Origin of the sequence: Pseudoteredinibacter isoporae, from assembly GCF_011602085.1 — a bacterium.
GTDB classification, from domain to species: Bacteria; Pseudomonadota; Gammaproteobacteria; order Pseudomonadales; family Cellvibrionaceae; genus Pseudoteredinibacter; species Pseudoteredinibacter isoporae.
Genome location: NZ_JAAONY010000002.1, coordinates 433,114 through 456,629, shown reverse-complemented (window position 1 = coordinate 456,629; position 23,516 = coordinate 433,114). Strand labels below are relative to the sequence as shown.

22 protein-coding genes are annotated in these 23,516 nt (G+C 45.8%); 13 read left to right on the top strand and 9 right to left on the bottom strand.

What is annotated here, in order from left to right; genetic code table 11:
* Positions 1–239: 239 nt before the first annotated feature.
* On the bottom strand, positions 240–635 hold the full coding sequence (locus tag G8768_RS21360) for a DDE-type integrase/transposase/recombinase (protein WP_371315432.1): 396 nt from the start codon (positions 633–635) through the stop codon (positions 240–242).
* Between the two features lie 171 nt (positions 636–806).
* Here G8768_RS21360 and G8768_RS10575 point away from each other — a divergent pair, with 171 nt between their 5' ends.
* From G8768_RS10575 to G8768_RS10555, 5 genes are all read left to right on the top strand, one after another.
* Positions 807–1,367 carry a DUF7919 family protein gene (locus G8768_RS10575; RefSeq protein WP_166843623.1) on the top strand — a complete coding sequence of 187 codons (561 nt, stop codon included), beginning with the start codon at positions 807–809 and terminating at the stop codon, positions 1,365–1,367.
* 325 nt (positions 1,368–1,692) lie between these two features.
* Complete coding sequence (locus G8768_RS10570) at positions 1,693–2,025, top strand: hypothetical protein (RefSeq protein ID WP_166843622.1); 333 nt, start codon at positions 1,693–1,695, stop codon at positions 2,023–2,025.
* Positions 2,026–2,356: 331 nt separating this feature from the next.
* Positions 2,357–2,533, top strand: a complete 177-nt coding sequence (locus tag G8768_RS10565) for a hypothetical protein (protein ID WP_166843621.1) — start codon at positions 2,357–2,359, stop codon at positions 2,531–2,533.
* Between the two features lie 126 nt (positions 2,534–2,659).
* Complete coding sequence (locus G8768_RS10560; RefSeq protein WP_166843620.1) at positions 2,660–3,379, top strand: hypothetical protein; 720 nt, start codon at positions 2,660–2,662, stop codon at positions 3,377–3,379.
* Between the two features lie 321 nt (positions 3,380–3,700).
* Positions 3,701–4,297, top strand: a complete 597-nt coding sequence (locus G8768_RS10555; RefSeq protein WP_166843619.1) for a hypothetical protein — start codon at positions 3,701–3,703, stop codon at positions 4,295–4,297.
* Between the two features lie 181 nt (positions 4,298–4,478).
* Here the strand turns inward: G8768_RS10555 and G8768_RS21355 are convergent, their stop codons facing one another.
* Positions 4,479–4,793: a DDE-type integrase/transposase/recombinase gene (locus G8768_RS21355; RefSeq protein WP_371315431.1), complete on the bottom strand. Its 315-nt coding sequence runs from the start codon at positions 4,791–4,793 to the stop codon at positions 4,479–4,481.
* Between G8768_RS21355 and G8768_RS10545 the strand changes: the two genes are divergently transcribed.
* Complete coding sequence (locus G8768_RS10545) at positions 4,770–5,228, top strand: SMI1/KNR4 family protein (protein WP_166843617.1); 459 nt, start codon at positions 4,770–4,772, stop codon at positions 5,226–5,228. The genes G8768_RS21355 and G8768_RS10545 overlap by 24 nt on opposite strands.
* 183 nt (positions 5,229–5,411) lie before the next feature.
* Here the strand turns inward: G8768_RS10545 and G8768_RS10540 are convergent, their stop codons facing one another.
* Positions 5,412–6,254: a hypothetical protein gene (locus G8768_RS10540; protein ID WP_166843616.1), complete on the bottom strand. Its 843-nt coding sequence runs from the start codon at positions 6,252–6,254 to the stop codon at positions 5,412–5,414.
* Between the two features lie 169 nt (positions 6,255–6,423).
* On the opposite strand from G8768_RS10540, the gene G8768_RS10535 reads away from it, so the two are divergent.
* Positions 6,424–6,864, top strand: a complete 441-nt coding sequence (locus G8768_RS10535) for an RHS repeat domain-containing protein (RefSeq protein ID WP_166843615.1) — start codon at positions 6,424–6,426, stop codon at positions 6,862–6,864.
* On the opposite strand, the gene G8768_RS10530 is transcribed toward G8768_RS10535, so the two are convergent.
* Both G8768_RS10530 and G8768_RS10525 read right to left on the bottom strand, forming a co-directional pair.
* A complete protein-coding gene (locus tag G8768_RS10530; protein ID WP_166843614.1) occupies positions 6,831–7,121 on the bottom strand; it encodes a type II toxin-antitoxin system mRNA interferase toxin, RelE/StbE family in 291 nt (96 codons plus the stop codon). The genes G8768_RS10535 and G8768_RS10530 overlap by 34 nt on opposite strands.
* The gene (locus G8768_RS10525) at positions 7,111–7,353 is read right to left on the bottom strand and encodes a CopG family ribbon-helix-helix protein (RefSeq protein ID WP_166843613.1); all 243 of its coding nucleotides are present in this window, start codon (positions 7,351–7,353) and stop codon (positions 7,111–7,113) included. Before G8768_RS10525 ends, G8768_RS10530 begins: the two co-directional genes overlap by 11 nt.
* 64 nt (positions 7,354–7,417) lie before the next feature.
* On the opposite strand from G8768_RS10525, the gene G8768_RS10520 reads away from it, so the two are divergent.
* From G8768_RS10520 to G8768_RS10510, 3 genes are all read left to right on the top strand, one after another.
* Complete coding sequence (locus G8768_RS10520; RefSeq protein WP_167202761.1) at positions 7,418–7,615, top strand: RHS repeat domain-containing protein; 198 nt, start codon at positions 7,418–7,420, stop codon at positions 7,613–7,615.
* A gap of 332 nt (positions 7,616–7,947) precedes the next feature.
* Entirely contained in the window at positions 7,948–9,903 is a 1,956-nt protein-coding gene (locus G8768_RS10515; RefSeq protein ID WP_166844877.1) for a hypothetical protein, read from the top strand.
* A gap of 110 nt (positions 9,904–10,013) precedes the next feature.
* Entirely contained in the window at positions 10,014–12,830 is a 2,817-nt protein-coding gene (locus tag G8768_RS10510; protein WP_166844874.1) for a DEAD/DEAH box helicase family protein, read from the top strand.
* A 14-nt stretch (positions 12,831–12,844) separates the two neighbouring features.
* On the opposite strand, the gene G8768_RS10505 is transcribed toward G8768_RS10510, so the two are convergent.
* Both G8768_RS10505 and G8768_RS10500 read right to left on the bottom strand, forming a co-directional pair.
* On the bottom strand, positions 12,845–13,468 hold the full coding sequence (locus tag G8768_RS10505; protein ID WP_166844872.1) for a hypothetical protein: 624 nt from the start codon (positions 13,466–13,468) through the stop codon (positions 12,845–12,847).
* Between the two features lie 17 nt (positions 13,469–13,485).
* Complete coding sequence (locus G8768_RS10500) at positions 13,486–15,597, bottom strand: MOSC N-terminal beta barrel domain-containing protein (protein WP_166844870.1); 2,112 nt, start codon at positions 15,595–15,597, stop codon at positions 13,486–13,488.
* A 188-nt stretch (positions 15,598–15,785) separates the two neighbouring features.
* Between G8768_RS10500 and G8768_RS10495 the strand changes: the two genes are divergently transcribed.
* Positions 15,786–16,805 carry an AraC family transcriptional regulator gene (locus G8768_RS10495; protein ID WP_166844868.1) on the top strand — a complete coding sequence of 340 codons (1,020 nt, stop codon included), beginning with the start codon at positions 15,786–15,788 and terminating at the stop codon, positions 16,803–16,805.
* A 30-nt stretch (positions 16,806–16,835) separates the two neighbouring features.
* On the opposite strand, the gene G8768_RS10490 is transcribed toward G8768_RS10495, so the two are convergent.
* Entirely contained in the window at positions 16,836–18,209 is a 1,374-nt protein-coding gene (locus tag G8768_RS10490; RefSeq protein ID WP_166844866.1) for an NAD(P)/FAD-dependent oxidoreductase, read from the bottom strand.
* A gap of 144 nt (positions 18,210–18,353) precedes the next feature.
* The gene (locus G8768_RS10485) at positions 18,354–20,720 is read right to left on the bottom strand and encodes a TonB-dependent receptor (RefSeq protein WP_166844864.1); all 2,367 of its coding nucleotides are present in this window, start codon (positions 20,718–20,720) and stop codon (positions 18,354–18,356) included.
* A 511-nt stretch (positions 20,721–21,231) separates the two neighbouring features.
* On the opposite strand from G8768_RS10485, the gene G8768_RS10480 reads away from it, so the two are divergent.
* Together G8768_RS10480 and G8768_RS10475 are read left to right on the top strand one after the other, a co-directional pair.
* Positions 21,232–22,440, top strand: coding sequence for an RtcB family protein (locus G8768_RS10480; RefSeq protein ID WP_166844862.1), 1,209 nt, complete (start codon positions 21,232–21,234; stop codon positions 22,438–22,440).
* Positions 22,441–22,560: 120 nt separating this feature from the next.
* Entirely contained in the window at positions 22,561–23,508 is a 948-nt protein-coding gene (locus G8768_RS10475; RefSeq protein ID WP_166844861.1) for a hypothetical protein, read from the top strand.
* Positions 23,509–23,516 lie beyond the last annotated feature (8 nt).

Genomic DNA, 23,516 nt, shown 5'->3' with positions numbered 1-23,516 from the left:
AAAGGTGAAAAGAATCAGAAAATCGGCTCCAATGATCCAGTCGCATTGATCTTATTCTTTGAGTTTAACAAATAGGTAGGCTGGATCGTTGTTGTGGACATTGATGTACCATTTCTTGTGTTTGGACTTTGAAACTTTAAGCCACCCGAAAACCAATACTGTTGCACCGCTTAGGTCTTCAGCGGGCGTTGTCAACTTAACTTTTCAGCTCGATAAAGAAGAACAGGGCTGACCAATTATTAAGCAGCTTCCATGTTCGAGGCACAGGTAACCTGTTGCCACTGTGAAAATGCTCTGTTTCTAAGCTCACGGTAGTATTTTGCTTTTAGCGGGTGTCTTTGTTGTCGAAAATGATTATTGATCACTCCGTGGCAGGTGAGGAACCATTGGGCTTGGCCAACTGATTTAAAACACCGCATTTGCCGTTCCTGCTGTCGGTTTTTTTGATGGGAAATTTCAGCAATATTGTTATGATATTGTGCGGTGGAATGTTGCACTGTGCAGCCCAGGTCTCTTAGTGCAGAGCGATAGCTGGCCAGTCTGTCGGTTGTTATTTTTCGGGTTGTTTGAGTCTGGGTTTTAAACAGTTTTTTAAAGAACCTAGTGGCAGCATACTTGTTTCTGCGTTTGGTAATGAGTATATCCAGATCAATTACGCGATTTTTGCTCCAGATTCTCAGACAAATATTTTTAGGAATTCTACGACTGTTAATTATAGAACTCCGCTTAGTGAAATATTAAAGCCTGATGCAGGTGTTTGCACATTGGCTACATGTACTGAAATTGTTACCAAGAGACGTTAGTGAATGTTCTATAGAGATTTGTCTTGTTATCGAGATGGGGATGGAGAGGAAATTGTTGATGTATTCCCTTCCGTAAAAAATATAGGTTGGCTTGGTGTTGAGTCAGAATACTCTAAAGGTATTGTAAGAGAGGATCTGATTCAGAAGCTTCGCGAAATTACTTTCCTTGACTTAAAAAACGATGAGGATATAAAAACGGGTAATTATGAAAAGGAAAAATCAATTAATGTTCACTGTATGCATGTTCGAGGTAGCCCATACAGTTGCCCTTTTAGTCAGGCATCAATAGAGTACAATCCTTCGGGGTTAGGCCTCTACAAAGGCAATAGTACTATGAAAGCAGGTGTGAATGAAATTTGTATTCCATCTCTTAAAAGTGGCGAGTTTTATTCATTCCCAACTTTATTATTACACTATATTACTGAACATGGATATTGCCCTCCGCAGGGATTTTTGGATGCTTTAGATGCTTTTGACTTGAGTGTGCCTTACGACATTGATTCTAAGCAAGGGGACTTAGAAATAGTAGAAGTTGATAGGACTGATATGGATAAATACAATTAGTCTTTAGAAGTTTAAGTGGCGAAGCTCTTGGCTTTAGCCGTTTAAATTATTGATCACCTGCTTAGTTTGATTCTTCAAGATGTGCCTATAGTAATCCGCTTTACTACATTGATCTTCATAGTTACTCGTCAATTTTCGAAATCAGCCCAGGTAAATATGGCAAATGTTCACCTGATGCTAAGCAAGATTCCGTCCGTGTGATTAATGATGGCAAGTCAACAAAACATCGCGAAGAAGCCAGACGGTCATCACCAGAGGCCGAAGTTAAACCCCAGGAAGTGGTACTGGTTTTTTTATCAGGTTAAAAATTCTCAGGGTCTTGATTATGATAATTTCTGAATTAAATGTATCGGATGGGCAGATTACTGAATTTACTGTTCAATCAGATGTAGCAAAAGTTGTTCTAAAGGATTGGCAAGAAGCAACTCATATTCTTGTTTTTAAAGGTGTAGTTGGAGTTGAGGCTTATTCCCCTGAAAGGGTTGATTTATGCCATATTAAAGTATCAACTGAATCAGAAAAGGTACGGAAGGTTTGTTCTATCGTTGAGGCTGATGAGAACGAGATTACTGAGTACTCGTTTATTTCTGCGTGGAGTGATCTTCCCGCATTAAGCATTTTTGGTGAAAGCGTAGAAATAAAGACACTGTCAACTTAAACTCTAAACTCTAAACTCTAAACTCTAAACTCTAAACTCTAAACTCTAAACTCTAAACTCTAAACTCTAAACTCTAAACTCTAAACTCTAAACTCTAAACTCTAAACTCTAAACTCTAAACTCAGCCCAAATACACCCTGCAGCCTAATTATTAGGCTGCTTCCATTTTCAAGGACATTGTCAACTTAACTTTTCAACTCGATAAAGAAGAGCAAAGTTGACCAATTATTAAGTAGTTTCCATGTTCGAGGCACAGGTAACCTGTTGCCACTGTAAAAATACTTTGTTTCTAAGCTCACGGTAGTATTTCGCTTTTTAGCAGGTGCCTTTGTTGTTGAAAATGATTATTGATCACTCCGTGGCAGGCGAGGAATCTTTGGGCTTGGCCAACTTATTTGAAACGCCGCATTTGCCGTTCCTGCTGTCAGGTTTTTTGATGGGAAATCTCAGCAATATTGTTATGATATTGTGCGGTGGAATGTTGCACTTTGCAGCCCAAGTCCCTTAGTGCAGAGCGATAGTTGGCCAGAAGGCGAGCACAGGGTGCCTTGGAGAACTCTATGCGTGATGGTGAGTGTTTAATTAGTCCTTGTGTGCCATCTGAATATATTTCGAATCCAAAATCTAGATGAAAATGAAAGAGTTAGATCTTATTAACAAATCGGAAGACGGTGAATTTATTGGCTTCTATGAAATGTTGCTTTTGCCAAAAGATGAGATACCTGTCAATAGGGTGGCTGATCTTTTGGATTTGGTTGAGTTAGGAAGTACGCCAGAAATAAAAGTGTATGCCTTGTGTTTGCTGGTGTCTTGGGGCAATGAAAGTGCCTTTGATCGGCTTGCTAAGGAGTGTAGCAGCGGTGAAGGTTTGTTAGAGCTAGACAAGAGTTCCCATCGGTTGAGGGGATATAGCACTGTTTACGAAAAGGTCTTGGAAGCTTTCATTTGTTATTGGATTAATCAGGTTGAGGTGTCTGAAATTTTGGGGGATGGTGCGAGAAAAAAAATTTTTCAACCTTTATCTGATATTATTGAGAAGTCAAATCGAAATCCCTTTGAGCTGAAAAAATTGTATTCACATATTTTGGATTATAATTGGTTGGAGTTTGCACCTCTGGTCAAAAAACACCTAGAAGAAGTTTTGAGTGATGATAGCGGAAATCAATGGAAGGTGGTTGATGCGATAAATTTTTTAGATCAGTATGATGTGGAATTTGTATCTATGGCACTTTTAAAAAAGCAGAAAAGTAGAAAGGATTTTCAACTAGATAGGTGCTTAGAGAATGCTAGTCGAACTAGGAGAGTAATGCGTCATCTTGATTTAAAGTGGCGCAGTTTTTATAAAAAATTTTAGCAATTACAGTCTAAATCTCACAAATATAGAGTGATAACGGCACTGTCAACTTAAATTACAAACTCGACAAATAAGGAGCTATTTAGGCGGACCATTGGTGGAATCGTTCAATCGAAACAAAGAAATGAATAGATTCCTAGAGAACAAGACTGATGGTTTCGGAAGTAATATGAGACCTTCCTCAAATAGCATCGGCTTCGATATCCAAGAAAACTTCACTAGAGATGAGTGTTTAGGTGCTTTATGTGATTTTTACAAAGGGCCGGGAGCCGAGTTTAAAGACACGGCAGATGATTTTTTCAAACAACATCCGGATTTAGAATGACAAATATTTTTTCAATTGCATCTGAGTTAAATGATGGAAAATCTTTCAAATCGGGTTCAAATATAGAACTTTGTCCAGTATGTGGCACTGTGCTCGATTGCTCAGTTGGCGCATATTGTCATGACTTTGAGCCCAAGATTAAAGGATTTGATATCTCTTATTCATATGAGGGTGTGCTGGTTGTTAGTGAAAAATTCAAGCAAGTGTGTTTAGAATTGGGGTTGGGAGGCCTGAGCTTTCATAGCATCAACCAAAAAGATAGTTTGTATGCATTGAGTGTAGAAAGTGTCGTAGAATTTGATTCTATTACTCGGAAAACAAGATTTGTAAACAAGTGTGAAGAATGTGGGGAATATGAGTCTGTTGTAGGTGCTACGCCTGTAATTCTTAAAGAGCCTATAAGTGAATCTACGATAGAATTTTATCGTACGGATCTTTGTTTTGGCACAGGAAGAAAAAAACATTGGTTGATAGTTGTAAACGATGCTACTAAAAGAGAATTGGAAAAGTACAATTTAAAGGGGTTGCGATTTAAAAAAGGGTTTTCTGAGTGCGAAAGGCTTCTAAAGAGGCACTGTCAACTTAAAGTCTAAACTCAGCCAAATTACACCCTGCAGCCTAATTATTAGGCTGCTTCCATTTTCAAGGTACAACAACTATTTTGCGGATGGGCCGGGTAGTCAGAAGCCAGAATCCGGAAGGTGAAACCACCGGCTATCGCTACGATATATTCGGTAACCAGCGTCAGATGACCCGCCCATTGGCATTGTCAACTTAACTTTTCAACTCGATAAAGAAGAACAAGGTTGACCAATTATTAGGCAGTTTCCATGTTCGAGGCACAGGTACCTGTTGCCACTGTGAAAATGCTCTGTTTCTAAGCTCAGGGTAGTATTTTGCTTTTAGCAGATGTCTTTGTTGTCGAAAATGATTATTGATCACTCCGTGGCAGGCGAGGAACCTTTGGGCTTGGCCAACTGATTTGAAACGTCGCATTTGCCGTTCCTGCTGTCGGGTTTTTTGATGGGAAATTTCAGCAATATTGTTATGATAGAGAGCTAAACTGTGACTAGTTATGACAAAGTTCAAGAATTGGTAAAACGGTATAAAGTGGAGTTTGCGGATTATGATGGTTCAGGGGCTTCTCTTAGCTGTATTGAACAGGCGGAGAGAAGTTTGGGGGTCAATTTCCCCCCATCTTATCGGTGGTGGTTGCAAAGGTATGGAGGCGGCCAAATAAGATCAGATATTATTTATGGGTTAGATGATGAAGAAATAGGTAAACCCGATATCCTCGAGCTTGATAAACAGAATAAAGCTGATGGTTTGCCTTGTCTTTTGAGCTCAAGGTTAATGTTTGCAATTTCTAATGACGAAGAGTTTTACTTAGATCTCTCTACTGTTAACAGTGAAAATGAGAGTCCAGTTTATATACATGCCTACGAGGAGGGTGAGTTTAGAAAATACTCTGATTCTTTCCTTGGATATATTGAAAAACGCATATTGGAAATATGCGTATATTAGTATCTTGGGGTGTCGCCCCGATGCAGCTAAAGATAGCAGGAAACCCAAGTTGACCGGCCCAACATCGCCAACATCGGATTGCTTAAGCTGGGTCTAAATGCTGAAGTTTCTGGTTACTTATAAAAATAGTGACAAAACTGCTCCAGAAGAAACCCTGGAGCACTCAGTAAAGCATCATTAGCGCTACTCTTTTTTAAGTTTTACAAAGAGGTAAGCGGGGTCATTGTTATGGACATTGATATACCACTTTTTGTGTTTCGACTTTGAAACTTTAAGCCACCCGAACACCAATACTGTTGCACCGCTTAGGTCTTCAGCATCGCTGATGCCAAAAACCTCCGTTAGATAATCTTTAAGACCGGATACGGGGATGCTGACATCTTGTTCGTTTGCGGTGTTAAGCCAATTGATCTCTTCATCTGCATTACTGATGACGCCCCAATAGCCACGCATTTTCTTTTTGTTTGCCAACTCTTCATAGATATCATCGAAATTGACAAACAAGTTTTTGGCCTTGTAGTGATATTGCCCACCCATATTAATGGTTATATCGGAATGAGCGAACGTATCCGAATGCATTAGCATCCTGAGGAGTGAGCGTAGCCCTTTGTTTGTGTTTCTGATCTGGGATGCTTGCCTGGTGTGTTGTCTGGAATGAGTTGGCGAACCTGTATTGGCGTGTGTGCTGTTGCTGCTTGGTGGTGTGAGCTGCTGGCTGGTATAGGCCGAAAAGTTAACGTCTATGATGTCGTTGTTGGTGATAATACCGTTAACTTCTTCTACCGTGTGTGGATCAAGCTTTGGGGCTGTTATACCTTTTTTAAGTTTAATTGGGCAACTGTCTTCATGGTAAGCGCCAAAATAGGCCGCTTTGCCATCCCTGGATTGTTTCGTGTAGTAACCTTTACCTTGGCACTCTTCGCAAATGAGTGCGCGACGTAGCTGACCGAGACGTACAGGGGGTAGCTTGCAGAAATTGGCGATATCATAGCGTTCGCCATCCAGTAAACATAGGGCGACATCCATTGTTATTGCTCCGTGTTGGACTTATAGGTAGTCACAGGTTGTTTTGATCTATACAAATGCGAGAGTGTTCTTAAGTCTCGTACCAGCTCTATTCAAATATCCTTTCTGAGCCTAAGTGCTTTGCATAGTTGTTGTCTATACAACTAAATGGTTAATTTGTGCGGGTGCCGTGCAAAATCGTGATTACGATGCCCTAAACCGTTTGGTGCGTGTTAGCGATGCCCTCAACCAGCAAACCCAGTTCCAGTACGATGCCAACGACAATCTGCTGGTGCAAACGCAGCAGGCGTTAAACTCATCTCTTAGCTGCGCATCCATCCGAAAAGACATCAAGAACGGTGCGGGTGTGCGGTTTATCCAAGAGCTATTGGGTCATGCCTGTCTCGATACTGCCCAGCGCTATACCCATGTGAGCATCCATAAGCTAAAGGAAATCCACCAGGCCACGCACCCAGTGGCTCAGCTGGGTAAGGGTGCTGGCTCAGAGTCGTTGCTGGTCGAGCTGGAAGCGGAAAGCGAAGAGTGTGGTGATACTGGGGAATTGCACTGGGTTACTGGCGGTTGCAGCCTCGATCATCACCAGCGTTTAGGCGGTCGCTTTGTGGTGTGAAATACTCTGAGAATCTCAATGCGTTCCAAGCGAGGGCGAACGCGGTAGGGCACGATATAGCGGGTGTCAGGTACGATCAGCTCTCTTGTCCCATGTATGCGTCCGGGGTGTCCCAGAGCTGGGTTATCCGGCAATAAGCTAATGGCATTGACAATACGCTGCACAACTTGCTGAGCCGCCGCAGGGTTCTCCTGTGCAATATACTCGGCCTTATCATCCAGGTTTTTTAGGGCTTTGTTGAGCCATTTAACCTGCACTCACGCCCCACTTAGCCAAGGTCTTTTTGACGCTTTTGTCACTGGCGAAATCGCCGTTATCAGCCTCTTTGAGGGCTTCGCTGATCTCTTGCAATTGCCATTGGTTCAGATCGATAAAGTCGCGAATGGCTTCAGCGGCCAGGAAGGACTTGGATCGGTGCGTCACCTGGGCGAGCTGTTCCAGCTGGTCTTTAAGTTCGTCATCAAGACGGACGGTCATGGTTGTGGACATGGTGCGATCACTGTGTGTGTGGAGATGTACACACTATAGCACACCCCTATAGGGTGTGTCTTAGATGACCCGCCCATTGGGTGCCGTGCAAAATCGTGATTACGATGCCCTAAACCGTTTGGTGCGTGTTAGCGATGCCCTCAACCAGCAAACCCAGTTCCAGTACGATGCCAATGACAACCTGCTGGTGCAAACCATGCCGGGCTCGGCACCGGTAACCTGTTGCCACTGTGAAAATGCTCTGTTTCTTAGCTCAGGGTAGTATTTTGCTTTTAGCAGATGTGTTTGTTGTCGAAAATGATTATTGATCACTCTGTGGCAGGCGAAATTCGGCGATATAAACAGATGGCGTGGATGATAATGGACTTAGGGTATCGGAAACGTTTGCAGGTATTCATGGGATGATGTTTAGCATGTAAGTTAAGTTGACAATACTTCAAAGATTATCTCCATTACGAAAGCTTAATATAATCGATTACAAAGTCACAAAGTGTGGGTGATAACATCTTTAGCGTCTAAAATTTAGCACTCGATAGTGCGTTATCTTGGTATAATCTTTTGTATTGAAAACAGTAAATAAATAAGAGAAAGGGAATGAAATTTAGTTATATATGGATGCTTTTGGCTTTTACTTCGTCGGCGTATGCTGATCTAGATAAAATTAAAGTTTGCTATCAGCAGAATATAAATGTTTTTGTTGAACAATGTGAAGCATTGGTTGAGCTCTATAACGGCACCAATGGAGACCAATGGGACAAAAATGAGGGGTGGGGGAGCCCTGATGTCAGTACATGGCACGGGGTGATGATTTTCAGGGATCCAAGGAAGGCTAAAGCCGATATTACCTGGATAGATCTTGGTGATAACAATTTGATTGGAACAATTCCCAAGAGTATTTCAAACCTGAATAAAGTTAGAGTTTTGGTGTTGGGGAAGAATAAATTGTATGGCCAAATACCTTCTGAAATTTCAGGAATGAAGTCTCTTTTCTTGGCCCACCTTGGGAATAACTATCTTTCAGGAAAAATTCCGCACTCTTTAAATAAGATGAAAAAATTGGCCTCGTTTGAGGCGAGCGATAATTTTTTATCTGGTCGCTTACCCCCCGTGAGTGTGGTCGAGGGTAGGTTATCCCCTATCTCATATGTAGTCGAGCAGAATGCAATAACTGGTGACTTTGCCGAAAACTTAAGACTTAGGCGAGGAGGGAACTTCTATTCAACATTTATGCATGGTGGCATTACTCTCCCAGGTGGTGAAAGACCTGAAGGGCGCACTCAATTTCCGGACCAAAACGTATACGACGTTTCCCTAGAGGGCAATGCTACCTACATTCCAATTCCAAGAATGGGTGGAAATCCAGGTGTTGTTTATATTTTTCCAATGAAGGGAAATATTATCGATCGAGTTTCCGGTTGTGGTGGGGTGCTTAATGGGTATAAATATATTTTGAAGGATGGCAGCTTAAATGGCTGTGAGGTAAAAATTTCGACAAGAATTTGCGGCGATAATGATTTTTGTCATGTAGAGTTAGGGAAAGAAAATGGTATTCCTAAAGCTGCACTGGAGGTTCCTAGTCCAAATAATACATTATCAGGATTGGCTAACCTAAGGGGCTGGATGTATATGCCTGAACTAAACGATTTATTTCCGAAGTTAAGCAATAATGGCAGTGTTTATATAAATGGCGTTCCTTATAATTTGAATTCTAGCACAAGCCGAAAGGATATACTTGATGCGTTTGGTGAAAGTGTTCCAGAAAATGTGGTATTGGGTGGGAGCCAGCTATTTTACTCCGGGAACATAAAAAACGGTGAAAACGTTGCGGAATACGTAAATAACGCTGGATTTTTGGTGTCAAGAATACCTTTCAATGCTTTTACCCCTGAGGATAGAAATGGAAAATTGAGCTATATAAAAGGGGTCGAACGTAGTTTACGAGTGTATGATTTTCCATTCCCCGGCTCTGATGTGGTTCTACGTTTCAACCAATCTGAACAGGTTTTCTCTATAGTCGACCAATTCTTGGATGGAAAATCTACTCGATCTTCAAAGATACACTATCCCAATCAGCCTCCCTTTTATATCGTAGAACGGGATCCAATCAACGGCGTACCGTATAATAAATTTGAGTACCCGAGTGCATCTTTTCCATTAGCTGGAGTTTCAACCATACGAGGTTGGTCGCTTTCCGGCATTTATGAATTTATTTTAAATGGTAAGCCCCTTGCTGTTTCGAAATCTTCGCGTGAAGATGTTAGAAAAGCTATGGATGTTCATAGCTCGGTATCGGGGTTGAGCGTTCTTGAATATTCTGGAAATTTGCCGAACGGCTTGCATCGGATATTAATGGCGAAAGGTAGCGCTACTTATGAATATGTGGTTTTTGAATCATTTACACCTTTGGATATATTGGGGCGGCAAGCTTTTATAACGGGCGTCGAGAGACGTATTGAAGTTAATAACTTCCCTTTTGCTGAAAGCACAGTATTAATTGAATTTGATGAGGCAGGCCAGAATTTTAAAATCGTTGATCAGTATATCGATTAAGGTGGGGATGATAGAATTTTTACCTTGGCCTTGATAAATTACTTCGAGGCATTTAGTTTCAGTATCCTAAGCCCCTAGATATCACAACAAGCTATCACTAAGGACAGATTTTGCCTTTCCACAGTCTTTCGTTTTCCTATTCTTGGCGCCCTTACCAGCAGCGGGTTTTGTCGGCTATTGATGATCATCTGGACGATAGTCGTCTGCATATTGTGGCCGCACCGGGGGCGGGGAAGACGACCTTGGGTTTGGAAGTGTTCCGGCGCTTGGAGCGGCGGGCGCTGGTCTTGTCGCCGACGCGGGTGATTCGGGATCAGTGGTTGCTTCGGCTTAAGGACTTTGTGCCTGAAGAGGCAGATCTGAGTCTGGATAATCTGCCTGATTGGGCCAGTAATGATATTCGCAATATTCAACCTTTAACCTCGATTACTTACCAGGCTTTGCACAGTAAGTTGCCAGGGAAGGATCAAAAAGTCGAATCGGAGGTGGATATTGCGAATGGGGCAGCCGATGAATCGATAGAGGAGGCTCCTATTGATGAGGATGCCGGTCTGGAAGCCGATGAGTTGGATTCCTTTGTTGCCTTGCTGATGCAGCATGATGTGCAGCTGTTGATTCTAGACGAGGCTCACCATTTGCGTGCGGAGTGGTGGCGGGCGATCGATGCAGTGTGCAATAAGATTCCCAATATGGTTCTCGTGGCGCTGACGGCGACGCCGCCTTACGATTCCGAGAATCTGGAATGGCAGCGTTATCAGGAATTGTGCGGGCCGATTGATGAGGAAATCTCGGTACCTGAGTTGGTAAAGGCAGAAACGCTGTGTGCCCATCAGGATTATATCTGGACGGTTTCACTGGACAGTAAAGAGTCAGAGAGGGTGCTTGAGTACGATGAGCGTGTATCCAAGCTGTGCCAGTCTCTATTTGATGATGAGCGCTTTCGAACGATAGTGCGCCAGCATCCCTGGGTAAAGATTGATGATGTAAAGGTGGACAGTGCCGAGGTTGAAGGTGCAGAGACTCAAAGTGTAGAGGCTGAGGATGTCGAAGATTCTGAAAACATGCTTGCCAATGCGGATGATCTATTTAAGAACCCTGAGCTAGCGGTTGCGATTCTTAGTTATCTAAAAGCGATCGAGGATAAGCTGCCAGTATCTTTATGTCGGGCATTGGATCTGGGGCACGAAGAGATCCCTGAACTGGGGCGGCAGCAATGGCAGCGTTTGGTCGAGGCCATTATTTTTACCGACAGCTTTAAGCTGGAAAAGGAAGCGACGGATTATGTTGCCGAGCTTAAACGCCTGTTGCGTTCCACAGAGCTGTTGCATAAGCGAGAGTTGTCTTTGGTTCGCTCCCGTCGCTTGGATCGTTCGATTTCTTTGAGTGTCTCCAAGATCAAGGCCTGTCTGGATATTCATCTTCTGGAAAATAAGCATCGCGGAGAGTTTTTACGACAGGTGATACTCACTGACTACATTCGTGATGAAGCTCTGAAGAGTACGGTCGACGCTGGTGAGGTTAATCTGGGTTGCTGGCCGGTGTATCAGGCCTTATGTAAGGGTTCGGCCGTACCTGAACAAATAGGCATGCTCAGTGGGCGATTGTCTATTTTGCACGAATCCCGACTGGAAGCTTTTTTACAATATGTCACCGCTGAGAAATTCAAGATTACGCCACTGACGTATCTGGAAGGATACGTTCAACTATCAGGGCCTTTGAACCAGCTCACCACGGCCTTTACGGCCCTGTTAACTGCCGGAGAGATTCGGGTCTTGGTGGGCACGCGTTCGTTATTAGGGGAAGGCTGGGATGCACCCTGTGTGAACTCCCTGATTCTCGCCAGTGTGGTGGGTTCTTTTATGCTGACCAATCAGATGCGTGGGCGGGCAATTCGCCTGGATAAAAATATCGAGCATAAAGTCAGCAGTATTTGGCATCTTCTGGCAATTGATAGCAAATCGCCTTCAGGAATGAGGGATTACGGAGAACTGAGGAAGCGTTTCAATACTTTTGTGGGTTTGTCAGAGCAGGGGGCGACCATTGAAAGTGGATTCGAACGTTTAAATATAGATGAACATTGGGAGATGCTCAAAAGGGATAGAGAATACGATTATGTAACAACTATCAATACTAGAATGAGAGAAAACTACGGTAATCGAGAGAGTTTGGCCGGACGATGGAAAAAGGCTTTAACACTTGATTCCAATGCGCGTGTCTTACCCTCAGTGTTTACACCCAGCTTGCCAGATATACGGTTTTACCATGTTAAAGAAACTTATAAGGCCTTATTGATTGAAATGACCAAGCTTCTGGGTGGGGTCATTGCTATGTCGATATACAATTCCCGAAACCAGGGGTTGGACTTTGTACTCATGGTTATCGGTATGGTATGCATTGGAACAGTGATTTATAAACTACCCCAAACAATCGCGATTATTAAAACCTTTTTAAAACACCTTCCCGTTGACGGTTCGTTGAAACAAATCGGCTATGCACTGGCCGATGCATTGTGTGAATCAGGAATGATCAAAACCGAACGAGAACTAATGACCGTAAATACGGTGGAGAATTTTGACGGCACCGTGGTTGTTTCTTTGTCCGGCGGCACATTCTATGAGTCATCTTTGTTTGCGGATTGTATGGCTGAAATTCTGGGACCGATAGATAACCCTCGTTATATGTTGGTCAGGGAAGGTGAGCTCCATGGCCAGGCTCGCGATGACTTTCATGCGGTCCCTGTTCGATTTGCTGTTAAGAAAGAGCTTGCGCAGCTGTTCTCTGAATCCTGGCGTCGCTATGTATCACCCACCGAATTGATCTATACCCGAACCAAAGAGGGTAAGCAGCGTTTGTTGAAAGCGCGAATGCGAGCCTTTTCTTCAGTTTTTGAAAACAAAGTGCGCCGGGAAGACCGCTGGCAGACTTGAGCTTTATCAGAAACCTATGTAGGTTCTAGTGGTTCAGGATGCGGGTGTTTTTTCCCAACTTTTGCCCAAGCTGCGATTCTAAGCAACAATGCCCCGAAGTATAAAGTCCAGAATATTGGGCTTGGGTCATCCAAGTTGCGATAGATTAGATCGTAGCCAAATACCATTAGAAACATATAGAAAGCCAGCTGATGTATCAGCCGAGTTTTCCTCATTCCAAGCCAGGAAACCGCTATTGGAAACGTGAAAGCCGTCATTAAGCTTAAATACGCGGCAGCCGTTAGTCCGCCAAGCAGCACAGATAAGGGTTCGGGGTTTTCTACGGTTTGATACAAACGATAAACAAAGCTCAGGTGAAACAGGGTGCTGCCAAAGAAGGCCATGCCGCACAGCGGACGAATATGAAGTAAACCACGACTGAGTGCGTTATTTGCAAATGAATAGAGTGGTTTGGCAATAAGTGGGATAAAAAATATCAAAAATGATGCTCGCCCGGTGGCAACCAGGGTACTGCGCATGGCTTCTTCATTGAGTGGGGCTTGGTAATTGAACAGCGCAATAAAGAAAGAAACGAGAAATCCAAAAGCAATAGCCAAAAGCAGAGACATATTGCTGAAGCTGTGGGCTTTTACCGGCATGGTTTTCTCGCTAAAGCTTACAATTCCAGTTCCAGGTCAGAGCTGGGACGTGCCGAGCAAAGTAACACTTTGTTATCTTCGGGCATTTGCAGCTCCTCCGGAAAGCTGACACTTCCATTCAGAAGTGTCGCCTGACAAGCGTGGCAGGCACCATAGCGGCAGCCCGACGCGATATTGATGCCATTGTCCTCACAGAAGCTCAATAAGTTTTCCTGTGCTGGATTCCATTCCAGTTCTCGCTGACTGACGGCTAACTTAATCTTGTAGCGTTCCTGATTTTCAGAGGATTGGTTAATCAGTGAGGCACCAAAGCTTTCGGTATGGATGCGATCTTTTGAAATACCCGCGTCCAGGAATCCGTCGTGCATTTGCTGGCTGAATTCAGGCGTGCCACAGAAGTAAAATTCGGCATCTCGCCTTGTTGAACATTCCAGGTTCTCAAGAATACTACCCACCGATAAGCGACCGCGGGCCATATAGGAATCAAGATTATAGTCTTCAGGCTGGCTGATAAAGAGTTGCAGCTTGAAGTTGCTTAAGCTGTTTTGGCACTCTTCCAGCTCCTCCTTAAATGCATAGTTCTCCAGGCTGCGTATACCATGAATCAAATGGACAGTACGCTCAGGGTTGTCTCGAACCAGCGTTTTCAGAATGGATAAAAACGGCGTGATGCCAATACCTGTGCTGACTAAAACCAATGGTCTGGTATCGCTGGGTACAACGGCAAACTGGCCTGCGGGGCCTCGAATATAGAAATGATCGCCGACATTGAGTTGCTTGTGCAGATAGGCAGAGGCGCTGTCTGGGGATGTTTTCTCGGTGAGATCGCATTTTACAGAAATGCGATAATGTCGGTAATGCCGTGAGGTATCTGACAGGGTATAGGAGCGATAAATAAACAAAGGGGATTTAATACCACTGTCAATTTTAAGGGCCGCATCACAATTGTCCTGGGGCAGGGCGACAACAATATGTTGCCCTGGAACAAAATCGGGTAGCTTGTTCCCTTGGGCATCTCTGAAATAAAAAGACTGAATGCCTTCGGCTTCAATAACTTTGCGAACCAAAACGACTTCTCGATAGCCCGGAGGTGCGCTTTTCTCGGCAAGAAGGGTTTGCGTCTGTTGGGCTTTCGCTTGTTCCAGTTCTTTCTTTTCCTGCTTTTCTGCGAGTTTAGTCAATTGGGTCAACAGTGCGCTTTTAACTTTGCGCTGCACCGCTCCCAGGCTGTAGAACACTTTGGAGTGTGCGGGCAGCAATTCGACGTCGTCACCGACCCGAATGGTTTTACACAATTTAGGTGTGCCATAAGCCCCCAAATGCTGGTTGGCGTGTTGCAGAACCGCCCGTGGTATTTGTGGGTCTTTTTCCATACCTGGCTGTTCGGCACCGGGCATGGAGCAACGAATGGTGGGGTGATTACAGTGAATAACAGCATCGCCAATGCGCAGGTCACGGCCGCGCCATTTGTTTTCGACAATGCCTTCAATACCGGTTTGGGTTTCAATCAAAAAGCTTGGTCGATAGCGCTCTGCTCGAAAGTCACCTTTGGGATAATAACGTCGCATGTCTTCCAATGCCGCGGTGGTCATAAAGTGCAATGGATACACATCGTAAAATGTGCCCGGCGGGGTGACGTATTGTGAGACCGTTGATAGCAGTGATAGGGAAAACGAGGAAAAATCCGGCGCCGGGTCATCGGGTTTCATGCCCAGGGCATAACGCAGTTCAGTCGGCGTCATCACCTTGGACAACTTATAAAGTTCCTTGTGAGAAGCGGGTTGGCGTGACTGCAAGCTGACTTCCCGGCCAAGATACATAGAAAGTACGGCGGAGGCATAAGGATCATCACTGGACAGCACTCGACCATCCGGGAATTCGATTTCTACCTTGGCGTCGCTCGCTTTGTCAAAACCCGCGCTGGGCAGCTGACGGTAGCGCGCTTTGAGTGTCATCAGTTTGGGAATCTTTTTGCCGCCAACAAGCTGACCACTGGCTTCGTCGCGTACTGCCCAGCAGCGATCATCGGCAAAGCCCATGGGTGAAAGTTCGGCGCTGGATTGTTTTTCACCGAACATGGACTTCACGGGGTAGCGCCAGATTTCCTTGATTTTACCGACAATCGCCATAGAACCCTTCTTTGTTTTTCTGATTTTCTTACACGGTATCGCTGTTATTTGTTGCCGTTATTTAGCGCGAATTGGCCCGCTTACGGGTTTACTCATGATATGGGGGCGCTTAAAGAATATATTGACATTTTGAGCCAAGTTGGCGTTTGAAGGGTTTTTCTTTTGCCTTGGCGAGCTACTATGCGCTTATGAAAACGCAAATTCCCGAGATTCACACAGCCTGGCTGATTCGCTATTTGTTGAACATTCCCCTCGACAGTGAAGCGATTGCGAGTGCTGCCCGTTTACCCGTTGATACTGATCTGGAGCAGGTTAATCGCATTGCGTTTGTGGACTATGTGCATTTGCTGAGCTGGGCTGCCGAGCGTTTGGGACGTCCAAATCTGGGATTGGAGTTATCTTCCTATATGTCCCCCGGGGATTGGGGACCTGTGAGCCAGGCGGCGTATCACTTCGCAACCATGCGTGAGACGTTACGGGCAATCCAGCGTTTTCACCCTTTGGTGACCCAGTGTGTTCGTATCGCTTTTGACGAATCTCCAAGAGTGGGACGATTAAGCTGTGATGTGACCCTGCCGATGGGGGAGTCTGCACGCCAGGATGTGGAGCTGACATTGGGGTTTCTGGTTGCAGGTGCCCGTGAAGCCATTGGCAATGACTGGAAGCCTTTGGAGGTGACGTTTACTCACCCGAAACCGGACAACACTGACTTACATCAGGAAATTTTCGCCTGCAATGTGATTTTCGATCATGCCGATAACAGCATTCTGTACCACAGTGATGATCTGGATATTGAAATTGCCGGGCGGGACCCTTTGTCCCGGCGGCGCTTCACCACTCAGCTGGAAAACTTGATGGATAATGTGTTACGCGAGGAAACCATCTTGGCCCACACCCATTTTTACATTAATGCGATGCTGGGTACGGAACATTGTCAGGCGGAAGAGGTGGCGCGTTTGATGAATATGTCGCGTCGTACGCTGACCCGACACCTTGGCAATATGGGGACCGGCTTTCGGGAAATCAAAGAGGAAATTTTAACGGCGAACGCCAAACGATTGCTGAGTGAACAGCGTTGGAATACCACAGCAATTGCGCTTGAATTGGGCTTTGCCGACGCCACCGCATTCAGTCGTTCCTTTAAAAACGCAACTCGTTTAACGCCCGGGCAATATCGACAGCAAGCCCAGGCGCAACAGCGAAGCTAGTTTGCGCCAGAGCCTGCCGAAGCCTGTAAGCTAGGGCTTTTCAAGCTCGCGCTCCTGCCACCAGTCCATTGCGTTCAAGGTTTGACTGATTACGTTGCCACCCAAATACGATAAAAGATTACCGGGTGGCATGGGAATGGCTCGGCGATTGACGATCCAGAATTCGCTAAGTTCACTTTGCTTGTTTTGCAGGAGGTCGGTAATCAGACGACCGTTCAATTGGGTAAGCGAGACACCGTGACCCATGCAACCACTGGCTTGGATAATGCGCTCATCCCCAAGGTAGCTGATTTCCGGGGTCATATTCAAATTTACGGATACCGCGCCGCCCCATTTGTAGTGAATGGCTTTATTTTTAAGGGTGGGGAATAGCCAGTGCAGGTGCTTCTCCAGTTGTTGCCAGCTTTTCTCGCAATGCCATTGATCCATTTTGGTGCCAAAATCCGAATTGACTCGGCCACCACCCAGGGTGATTCGTCCGCATTTGGTAATGCGGGTGTAGTGAACTAAATTGCGGTTGTCCTCGATGGACATGCGTCCCTCCCAACGAATGTCTTTCCACTCTTTCTCGGTCAGTGGTTCAGTAACAATCTGATAGGTCCAGATAGGACGTTGTTTATTACGCAGATTTTTTTCGGCATCAAAGGCATGACCCCAGGCATTGACGGCCAGAACAACTTTATCAGCGCGAATAGAGGCGTTGGCGGTTTTTATTTGAATATGATCGCTGTGGCGATTGAGCTCGGTCACCGCGGTGTTTTCATAAACATCCGCACCTGATTCCAGAGCCAATCGCTTTAGCTCCCGCACATGCTTGCAGGGGTCGAAGATTCCGGTACCGGGTTCAACGATGGCTGCCCGAACATTCGGGGCATTGAGGCGTTTCTGAACGGCTTCATGATTCAGGTATTGATAATCTTCTTTGCCCATTAGCTCGCACAGCAGCTGATAGGTTTTTTGCAGACGTTTTTCCTGAGCCGTACTGTAGGCCAAACGCCACATGCCTGTATGCTCATAGTCGCTATCTAATTGCTCGCGCTCAACCAGGTCACGCACAAAATTGACCGCTTTTTTCATATATTGCTGGGCTTTTTGAGTGCGATCTTTGCCCCAGAATAATTCGGTGACTTCAGGCTCCAGGCCGAATAAGGTCATATTAAAGCCGCCGTTACGCCCGGATGCGCCAAAGCCGATTTCTCTGGCTTCCAATAGCATAACTCTGGCATTTGAATTTTCCCGGCAATACTCACGGGCGGTTGTCAGTCCCGTAAATCCGCCGCCAACAATAACGATGTCTGCCGAATAGTCGCCGGCGGGCAGGGTGGGTTCTGCTTGATAGTTGCCGTATTTGTGTTGCCAGAATGAATGGTTAGCGGCCATGGATTCCTGAACGGTCGAGGGCATATTGAGTTCCTTGTTTTCTGTGCGGCGGTTAGAGCATGTTAGGTGCCCGCAAATACTTCTGATTCAAATGAAAAAGAAGCCCGCCCTTTGAGCGAGCTCTAAACCCTCGAACAGAGTATGTGGATGCGAGGGTAAGCGATTGAATCAATGGTTAAAGTGATAAGTAAAATCTACGCCAAACATTCGTGGTTCGTTTCGTGAATACGAAGTAGAGGCTGTGCCCAAAGCGCGGAGGGCGGCATTGCTGATGGAAACATGGTCATCGTCCCGAAAGGCTTCATCGCCCAGATTTGTTCCCCATAGGGATAAACTCCAGTTGTCATCTGCGGGCTGAAGCGTAAGTTTTGCATTAAGTAAGTTATAACTGTTCGACTGCAGATCAGCTTCGCTGAAGGCCAAGGCATTGCCTGACGCCGCCGTGAGCGTTTCGGGTACGTCGTTGGCAATGCGTTGGCGACCATTGTGAATATAGTTGGCAGTGAGGCGCAGTGAGAAATTGTTTGTCAGATTCCAGACATAATCCGCGTTGAATACCGCTGAAAATCGGGGGGCACGCAACATATCCTGACCTTTTTTGATCACGAGTATTCCCTGTAAATACGTATCTTCGGTGAACTCGGCGTCCAGGATGCTGCTGCTCATGCCAAGGGTCAGTGCTTCACTTGCCCGGAAGGTCATATCCATCTCGAGACCTTTGGTCTTGGCATCGGCCGTCAGGTTCAGGGCAACCCCAGGATTATTCGGATCGGATTGTTGCAACTGAAAGTTTTTATAGAGCGTGTAAAACGCTGAGGCATTTAACCTGAGGCGACCGTCCAGCCAGTCAGATTTAATACCACTTTCAAAGCTATTGGCTTTCTCTTGATCAAATGTGTCGGCGGGGTCCTGCCCTGTAGCAACAACGGAATTGTAACCGCCAGCCTTATATCCCTGGCTAAAGCCGGCATAAAACGTGGCATCGTCGTTGATGGTGTAATCGGCCACCAGCCTTCCTGAGAGGTTGTTCCAGCTTTCTGTATCACGACTCTTAAAGGCAGGCTGACCATCGAGTCCGTACAGAAAATTGCCATCAGATATGGCGGTAAAGACGGGAGCCCTTGAGAGGGCAGCATGGTGATGTACGCGTTTTTCATCATAGGAGTAGCGCAGACCGGTCGCCAGTTGCCAATCATTTCCCAGTTGTATTACCGCATCTGCGAAGAGGGCAAGACTGTGAGTCTTGATAGTGACATCTGATCGGTTGTCACCAAAATTTCCAATCACACCGGGAACACCGGCTATAGCGAAAGCCGGCAAAGCAAAGTCACTGCGTTCGTTCACATCACCATAGAAATAATTCACGCCGACAAACCAATCCAGGTTTTCGGTGATGGATTGAAGGCGAAACTCCTGATTGAATTCCTTGTTATCCACTTTTAGGTTACGCACATAAAACGAGGTGATCAACGGACCGTGAATCGAGGGGACACTGAGTAATCCATTGGAGGGTGTGCCGGTATCCAAATCACTGCGGCGATAGGAACTGACCGAAGTAAGTGAGAAATCATCGTTGATCTCCCAATCCGTCTTAAGGGAAATGCCCGACGATTCCCGCTTCAGTTTAGGTGGCACCGTGCGCGGTAGGCCATTATCAAGCACAATGGCTTGATTGTTGGTGCCTTTGGCTTCAATACCCTCGGGATTAACACCGGTGATGCCGAGTGGGCCAGCAGAACCTACGCGGGTTACTATGAAAGCACTGCGAGTATCGTCCTGTTTATAATGATCGGCGGTTAGTTGTACACTGAGTTCATCGCTGGCGTGCCAGAGTAATTTGGAACGTAAGCTGTTGCGTTTTTGTTGATAGAAATCTTCCTCATTTCCTGGGCTTGTGTTTTTCAGCCAGCCATCGCGTTCTCGAAAGGAAGCGTTCAGGCGCAACAGCAATGAATCATCGACCAGGGGGATATTGCCGAGCCCCTGGAATGATTTCAGGCTTTTGGAGCCATAGGCAACTTTGAGCTTTCCCTGCAGATTGTCTTGTGGTGCAGCCGTCGTGATGTTTACGGCACCCGCTGCCGCATTGCGGCCAAATAAGGTACCTTGTGGGCCACGAAGAACTTCCACACGTTCAACATCAAGCAAATCTCCAACGAGATCAAAGCCCCTGCCAAGATACACGCCATCCAAGTAAAGTGCGGTGCTTTGTTCAACGCCCGCGCTGACGGTAGCGGTGGAAATACCGCGAATGGCGATTTCGGTATCGGGGTTGGCGGTGCTGCTAAAGGATAAACCTGGCGTCAGTTTTCCGATATCAGAAATATCATTAACACTGTTTTGCGCCAGTTGGTCCGCGCCCAGCGCTTTTACCGATACGGGTACGTCCTGCAAACTCTGTTCACGTCGCTGAGCGGTAACAATAACTTCTTCAATGGCTAAGGCTGGGCTCTGTGCCAGAGAGGGGGTTGCTATGAGTGGGCTACTCGCGGCGATTATTGCGGGAATCACCTTTTTCTTATGGTGTGAAATCATTCTGTTCCTCTGCTTACCTAATTCAGCTCAATCACCGTTGAGCTATGGGTAAATTTATTATGGTTCGGGAACAGTACGAAGTTTGAGAAAGAGGGGCGTGTCAGTTTGAGTCAATCCATGGATAGTTTGGGCCAGAAAATAAAGTGGGGCATGTGGATGTTTTCAAATTTGATCAATATCTTGTATGCGAGGAATAGGATGAATGTTTTATGAAAACTGAAAATATCGGTTGACTTTAAAAATCTGGACACTATTATTCACCGCAGTCAATTATTGATCAGGCCTTTGGCGCTGATCCTGCATATGAGGAGCACTTAAATGAAACCATTACCGAGTTATAAAGGATAGTCTTTTAAGTGCTTGCGCTTGGAAGGCTTTTTGTTATGCCTTCCAGCACAGAACCTGCTTTTAAAAAGCCCTGGCTGGAAACAGCCGGGGCTTTTTCGTTTTAGTCCAAGCTTGGAAGGCAAGTATGAAATTATGCCCTGTAGTTCAGGGGTAGGGATTTATTATGCCTGTAAAAATGGAATTGAATGCTGGCGCGAAAAATTCACATAAGCCAGTAAAAATATACACCCGTGATGTGGAACAGACAGCACTGAGCCAGTTAAAAAATCTGTCTCAACTGCCGTTTATTCACTCGCATATCGCGGCAATGCCGGATGTGCATGCGGGTATTGGTGCGACCGTAGGTTCGGTGATTCCCACGAAAGCTGCGATTATTCCCGCTGCTGTTGGTGTGGATATTGGTTGTGGCATGGTCGCTGCAAAACTGACGATTAAGGCGTCTCAGCTACCGGATAATCTCAGACGAATTCGAGACGAGATTGAAAGGGCGGTGCCGGTTGGAGCCAGAGCTCACAAAATGATATCGGCCCGAACCTCGGCTTGCCGTTTTTTGGAGCCGGGTATTCAACGCTTGTTTGAGAAGCATCCAACCTTGTTGAAAATGTTGAAACAGCCTCAGCAGACTTGGGTAAAACAGTTGGGCACCCTGGGAAGCGGAAACCACTTTATTGAGCTGTGTTTCGATGAAAGTGACGACGTCTGGTTAATGTTGCATTCGGGGAGCCGAGGTATCGGCAATGCGATTGGTCGATACTTTATCCAGCTTGCGAAGAAAGATCTGCAGCGTAATTGGCAAAATATACCGGATCGGGATCTGGCGTATTTTACCGAGGGCAGTCAGCACTTCGACGATTATTGGGAGGCGGTAGCTTGGGCTCAGGAGTACGCGCGCATTAATCGGGAGGAGATGTTCAATCTGGTGTTGCGAGCGATTCGTCCTTTGTTGCCTGACTTTACATTGGAAAGCAAGGCGATTAACTGCCACCACAACTACGTCTCGTTGGAGCAGCATTACGGTGAACAAGTGTATGTCACCCGTAAAGGTGCGATACGTGCTGGTAACGGCGATCTTGGCATTATTCCGGGCAGTATGGGGGCTCGCTCTTACATTGTTCGCGGTAAGGGACAGGAAGAATCCTTCTGCTCCTGTGCCCACGGTGCCGGTCGTCAGATGAGTCGTACCGAAGCGCGTCGCCGCTTTAAGAGAGAAGACCTGTTGGCACAAACCCAGGGAGTGGAGTGCCGTAAGGACAAGGGCGTACTGGACGAAATTCCAGGTGCCTATAAAGACATTGATGTCGTAATGGAAAACCAGAGTGATCTGGTCGAGGTGCTGTACACCTTGAAACAAGTGCTGTGTATCAAAGGCTAAGCCAATGAACATGATGATCGTTAACTGCGTAAATAACCCTTAAACAAGGAAGAACCATGAAAAAGCGAAACGGTTTCAGAACCGAACATAAGCATTTTATTTTGGATAAAGGTAATCACCATGGAAGCATCATTGGTAGACGAGGTATTGGCATGTCTGGCTGACGAGCGAAACCTGTTTCAGTATTTTCCAGACCGCTATGCATTGGCATTGCTGGAAAAATCACTAAAGCGGGATGGTAGAGAAGAACAGGACATCGCAGCGATTCGAAAGGGACCGTTTGGAAAGTTAATGCACCGCCCCGCGTTAAAGCGTCTGCTTTCGGAACAGGGAAGTGGCAAGCTGTCGGCTTGGGATCTGTACCGGGTATGGCCAGAGCAACAATACAATTATGTACTGAGTCTGGGGCGTTGGGGTAGCAAGAAAGATTATCGATGGGATCAGATGTCCAGACCCGGCGAAAATCTGGTGCTGCAATTAAATTTCAACAGGGCCCATGATCAGCAGTTCGATCGAGCGCTGGGGATGGACAAGCGCGAATTCAATGGCTGGTATCACCCAACGGCCCGAAATGGTCGTTGTACGCTGGCCTGGGCAAGGCTGGACTTTGACCTGGCTTCGGGGCAGGCCCTGATCGAAGAGCTGCAAACGGATTGGTTAAGGGACGTTCAGTGTTTGCACAAACGCTACCTTGATGCCGTAAAGAGAAAAGCAGAGCGTTTTTACTTTTGGGGTTATGAGCTTTCGGTGAAAAAAGCAGAAAGCTACTGTAAGCAGACGCTGGAGGAACATCGAATTTGGCAGGAAGCCATGTTGACTGCGGCCTTGGAGTTCTTGTGGCAGGATATTGGTATTCACGATGTGTATTACCACAGCTATGAAACCGGCAAGGCCTTAAAAAACATTGAGTATGATGGGCCACCGCGGTCATTGTATAGTGACTTGCCCAAGCGCTTTTGTTTCCAGTTGCAGGAGCAAGGGCCTGAATGGATTGAACAGTGTAAGCCGGCAAGGAAGCGTTTAAATAAACTGAAGCACAATGCTGCCTGGTATCGATTGCAGTTTTAACGATGCCA

Bases quoted from the DNA above. Each gene is read 5' to 3' on its own strand.
- G8768_RS10520 (WP_167202761.1), top strand. From the start codon at position 7,418: ATGACCCGCCCATTGGGTGCCGTGCAAAATCGTGATTACGATGCCCTA.
- G8768_RS10490 (WP_166844866.1), bottom strand. From the start codon at position 18,209: ATGCCCTCGACCGTTCAGGAATCCATGGCCGCTAACCATTCATTCTGG.
- G8768_RS10495 (WP_166844868.1), top strand. From the start codon at position 15,786: ATGAAAACGCAAATTCCCGAGATTCACACAGCCTGGCTGATTCGCTAT.
- G8768_RS10570 (WP_166843622.1), top strand. From the start codon at position 1,693: ATGATAATTTCTGAATTAAATGTATCGGATGGGCAGATTACTGAATTT.
- G8768_RS10525 (WP_166843613.1), bottom strand. From the start codon at position 7,353: ATGTCCACAACCATGACCGTCCGTCTTGATGACGAACTTAAAGACCAG.
- G8768_RS10485 (WP_166844864.1), bottom strand. From the start codon at position 20,720: ATGATTTCACACCATAAGAAAAAGGTGATTCCCGCAATAATCGCCGCG.
- G8768_RS10500 (WP_166844870.1), bottom strand. From the start codon at position 15,597: ATGGCGATTGTCGGTAAAATCAAGGAAATCTGGCGCTACCCCGTGAAG.
- G8768_RS10575 (WP_166843623.1), top strand. From the start codon at position 807: ATGTTCTATAGAGATTTGTCTTGTTATCGAGATGGGGATGGAGAGGAA.
- G8768_RS10540 (WP_166843616.1), bottom strand. From the start codon at position 6,254: ATGGATGTCGCCCTATGTTTACTGGATGGCGAACGCTATGATATCGCC.
- G8768_RS10475 (WP_166844861.1), top strand. From the start codon at position 22,561: ATGGAAGCATCATTGGTAGACGAGGTATTGGCATGTCTGGCTGACGAG.
- G8768_RS10560 (WP_166843620.1), top strand. From the start codon at position 2,660: ATGAAAGAGTTAGATCTTATTAACAAATCGGAAGACGGTGAATTTATT.
- G8768_RS10505 (WP_166844872.1), bottom strand. From the start codon at position 13,468: ATGCCGGTAAAAGCCCACAGCTTCAGCAATATGTCTCTGCTTTTGGCT.
- G8768_RS10480 (WP_166844862.1), top strand. From the start codon at position 21,232: ATGCCTGTAAAAATGGAATTGAATGCTGGCGCGAAAAATTCACATAAG.
- G8768_RS10555 (WP_166843619.1), top strand. From the start codon at position 3,701: ATGACAAATATTTTTTCAATTGCATCTGAGTTAAATGATGGAAAATCT.
- G8768_RS10515 (WP_166844877.1), top strand. From the start codon at position 7,948: ATGAAATTTAGTTATATATGGATGCTTTTGGCTTTTACTTCGTCGGCG.